General features: G+C 65.0%; 3 protein-coding genes and 1 pseudogene. All 4 read left to right on the forward strand.

The genetic code is table 11. The features are described from left to right. Positions 1-196: pseudogene (locus AC2VOU_RS11420) on the forward strand (hypothetical protein); the annotation flags it as partial. A 408-nt stretch (positions 197-604) separates the two neighbouring features. Next, complete coding sequence (locus AC2VOU_RS11425) at positions 605-2503, forward strand: hypothetical protein (RefSeq protein ID WP_486957479.1); 1899 nt, start codon at positions 605-607, stop codon at positions 2501-2503. Positions 2504-2648: 145 nt separating this feature from the next. Further along, positions 2649-3152, forward strand: coding sequence for a hypothetical protein (locus tag AC2VOU_RS11430; RefSeq protein WP_486957480.1), 504 nt, complete (start codon positions 2649-2651; stop codon positions 3150-3152). A gap of 421 nt (positions 3153-3573) precedes the next feature. Then, positions 3574-4587: helix-turn-helix domain-containing protein (locus AC2VOU_RS11435; RefSeq protein WP_486957481.1), on the forward strand; the 1014-nt coding region annotated here is incomplete at its 3' end.

Raw genomic sequence — 4587 nt, forward strand, 5'->3', positions numbered from 1 at the left:
TCCCGGCGTACTCATCCATGGTCGACTCGATCTATCCGCCCCGCTCCGCACCGCGTGGGAACTGGCACAGGCGTGGCCCGACGCCGAACTAAAGGTCATGGACGACTCCGGTCACACCGGCAGTCCAACTATGACAACCGCAATTACTGATGCCATCGCGCGCTTCGCCCCCAAGCGTACGCACCAGTCCCGGTAGGCCCGCATCACCGGCTCCGCTGGATTGGCTGCAGCCGCCCGATGACCCGCGGGCCATCGGGCGGCGGATTTGCCCCAGATTCGATGAGAATGCTGCCCCAGATTCAATGAGAACGGACACCTGACCTTGAATCAGGCGAAGCGAACCACAGGTCCACGCCGGGATTCACCGTGTGCCAGTCGATCAGCCGTGCATCTTCTATCGTATGCGTTATGTGTTGCGTCATATTATTGCGTACGCATGCGATGATGCATCAGGACGTGACAATCACTGCACACCTGATGTGAGGACACCATGTGCGTATCGGTCAGCGAGTACGGCTCGTCGAACCGGACTCATCGCCGCTGTACGGTCACAGCGCATACGCGAGCCGCCGCCGCGTCGTCGCGCCAGGAGAACCGTGCCACCATGCGCTGCGTGAAGGCGAACGCCGCCGCGCTGTTCGGCCCGGCCAGTGCAGTAGCGGTCGGGTCTCTGGCACCGTCGATGCTGAGCAACCTCGTGGTGAGCCTGGAAGCTGTGTCGCCGGGCATCGGAGCCGACATCCTGCGCTCTCAGTCCGGCGCGCTGCGACGTGTTCCTGGCATGCACAACAATGTGTTCACCGAGGCACGTGAGGACTCCAACCCGGCCTCGGCGGCGATCAACAATGGCAAGCATGCTCCGATGGCCGTGTCGAAGATCCAGCTGGCCTCGGCGTTGTGCGAGCGCGGGCTGATCGAGCGCGGCGCCATCGTAGATCCGCTAGAGGCCGCCGCCGAGCTCGATCGCATCGAGACGCGCATCGATGCGATCGCCAGCAATGCGATCGTTCCCCCACCGCCGGGAGCCAAGTTCGAGGATCTTCCCCCGCAGGCCCAGCAGTTCTATCGCCGGCACAGCATCGACGAGGTAGCCGCTTTGACCACGGTCGCCCAGCGGCGATCGGACACGTTGTTCGAGGACGGGACAGAGCAGGCGCAGGTTGCCGCGGCGCCGCGGCGGCCGGACCCGGTCATCGCCGCGGTGGGCGGTAACCAGGCCCATGTCCTGACAGCCGGGAAGTTGCTGGACAACGCCGGAAACGGTGAGCCGGTGCAGATCGCCGAAGGAGTCCTGCTCGCACGCGACGGCAACGGTGCGATGTCGGTCCTCGTCGACGGACTGCGGCTGCCCGTGGACGCCGACACTCGGGTTAACGATCTCCTCGCCCGAATCCCGCAGGTCGACTTCGACCACTTCACCAAAGTCCCTGCCGGCGGGAACTCCTCGGGCCTGAATTCCGTAGTCCAGTCGATGATGGTCGGCAAGAGCCCACGGGCGCTGTCGATGCGGCTGGCCGCCAAGCGGCGCATCATCGAACGCACCTTCTACGGCGACACCGCGATGAGCTACACCGTCGGCGCCGACGGGCACGTTCGGATGCTGGCGGGCAAGGCGGCGGCGCACACCGCTGCGCGGCTAGCATCTCGTCCGCATAGCTCGCGCCACGGCGCCGATGAGCAGGCCCAGACAGCCCGGATCGAAGGGTTCGATGTGGCCCGCAATATGCGTTTCGCCCGAGCAGCACGGGCTCAGTTCCTGGAGACCATCCCGAAGGCACTGATTGCTCAAAGAGCAGAAGAGGTCTCGCTCAAGCGCTACAGCGGCCCGGTGAGCACCGAGGATCGCGCCGCGGTGGCGCGCACCGGGTTCCAGATCCGCAACCCCTCCCAGACACTTGACGGCGACTACCCGGCTGTTCGCAAGGCGCTGAGCACCGTCGACTGGGACGCGACGACGGCGGTGAGTGCGGTTCCGCCGGGAAAGGCGCTCTCGCCGGAGCACATGGACGTTCGGGCAGATGGCGCGCGGATGGTCACCGCGGCTAATCAGGTGGCCCGGCACGGCCGCAACCCCGAGCTGGTTTCCGCCCAAGCTCTGGTGGCTGAAGCCAAGCTCAACGAGGCGTTCGCCGTGTACAAGGTGGCTCGCAACCGTGACCACGCGGTGCGGGTGCTCACCGCGGCGCACCCGGTCCCAGCGGTCTACCGCGGACGGGAGGCCGACTTGCTCACCGAGGTGTTCGCCTCCGGTGCCACGTTCAGTACGAAGGGATTCACGGTGGCCCGCAGCGACGGCGCCGTGCGCGGCGGCCGCGACCGCATCCGAGTGCGTTACCTGACCAGCGACGGAATGCCTGTCGCCGGCGGTGATGTGATCGAGTCGGGTGCGACGTTCCGGGTGGTTTCCCGGGAAATCGCTTCCGACGGAACCATCGAAGTCCGCGCCGTCGCCGAGCAGGTAGCAGCTCGAGTCCAGCAGCAGGCCGCCGCTGCCCGCAACTGATCGCGCTGACGGTCCCTGACCGCTGTCGGCGTGTCGAAAGAACGGAGCCTGTGACTGCGGGCGGCGCGGTTAGTTTCGGGTCACCCTGGCGGGTTCACCGCTACCGCGGCAGGGGCGAACCGACAACTTTTGGAGTGCAGTGCCGATGACGACGACACCCGCAACGCCCCCAGAATCACCCGTGCCGGATGGATTCTTCGACGAGGTGGCAGCGCAACTGCAGACCGAGACCGCTGAGGAGATCTCGGAGGTGGTCATCTCGACGTGTATCAGCCGGGGAATCCTGCATACAGATTTGGAGGAAGATCCCGACGACGAACTACGGGCTTCGCAGATGGGTGAGGTGTTCGCGCTGGTGGCCGCAGTGTCATCCGCCGTGGCGGACGGCACGATCATTCCCCGGGGGGTTCGGTTCATCGACATGCTCGATCCCGACATGGCGCAGGAATGGGAGAACTTCACCGACGCGGCAGCCGATCCGCAGGCCGCTGCAGCTGCGGCTGCGATGCTTGAATCTGGAAGTGCTGAAACGGATTCCGCAGTTCAAGAAACCGCCGCTGACCACGGTGCGCAGCCGGCGATCCGGTACCCCAGCGCGGCCAGGGCCGCGGCGTCGTCGACGCCAGGCGTCTTACCCAGGCGGCGGTAGTCGGCCACGCAGCCGTCGCCGGTACCTGGGAATACGAATGTCGTGTCGTATCCGTCGGCAACCACAACGTCGGTGTATCCCACGCCGTCCTCGCCGGTCAGCGCCGCCGAGAGCCGGTAGTGCCGCTGCACGGTTCCGATACGGCTCCAGCGCCGGTTGTCGGGGACTTCGGTGGCGGTGTGGGGAGGCTGCTTCGGCGACATAACGGATACTCCTGTCCAATGTAAGCGGGCGGTGCTGACGCGGCCCGTGTGCGCCAGGATCGCCATCGAATCCTCTGCGGCTCCGGTCTCACGGGTCAACGAAAAGAGACGTTGTGGGCTGCACGTGAGTCATTTTGTGCCACCCGTGAGCCACGGTCCAAGGGCCGCATGTTGTCATGTGAGGCGTGTGAGCTGGCGTCTGGTCGATCGAGGGGGAAATGACCGAAGAGGCAACCGACGGCACGCGATCGGGGGAGCTGAGTGAGCTGCGCAGTGAGTTACACAAGCTGCGGCTGGCCGCCGGCCAGCCGAGTATTCGTTCGGTTGCGCAGAAATCCGGGTGGAGCCGCGCGACGGTGGGTCGGGTGCTCAACGGGGAGGTGCCGACATGGGATCCGCTCGAAGCAGTCGTAGTGCTCCTCGGCGGGGATTCCGAGTGGTTCCGACGCTTGTGGATCACGCACATGGAAAAGACCGTGCCGCCGAGTCCCCCACCGGCTCCGCTAGCGCTGCCTGCTGACGATCTTCCGCGGCGAAATTTGTTGTCTGTGTGCGTGGCCGGCAGCAGCTTGACGCTGCTGTTCATCATCGTGTCGGTGCAGGGCATCGCCCCAGATGCCACGCTGCGTAACCAGGCGATTACTGATTCCGCGCAACTCGGGTTAGGAATCTTGGCGACGGCCCTGTGGACGGTCGTTCGTCGCAAGCGCGAAGCTCGTTGGGCTTTGGGGCTGGCACTCGGCCTAGCGGGATGGTCTGCGGGCCAGGCGTATTGGTTGGTGATGCGCGATGTGTTCGAAAACCCTCTTCCGCGTGCACCTTCGATCGGTGACTTGCTGTATCTGCTGCTGCCCACCTTCGTCATCTCTGGGTTGGTGCTGGAGCTACCTGTGAAACTGCGCTGGATCGTCATCGGACTCATGGCCGCTCTCATGGTTTCAACCACCACCGCGACAATTCTCGCGCTTTGGGTCGCCTTGCCGGGGCCCGTCGACGCGGCCGGTGTCTACGGGTTGTACGTGGTTACCGATCTCGCGATGCTGGCCCTTTTCATCTGGCACCGGCAGCGCGAACGCGACTGGGCTTCAACCACCGCCGTGGTCGGCGTCGCAGTTCTGCTGGTGTCAGATCTGCTATTCGTCTATTTCGCTTGGTGGAGACCAGAGCCGACCATCCCGTATGGCGCCGATGTCGGCTACGTGATTTTCCCGCTTGCCATGAGTATCGCCGCG

This window comes from Mycobacterium sp. TH-M25 (assembly GCF_057473665.1).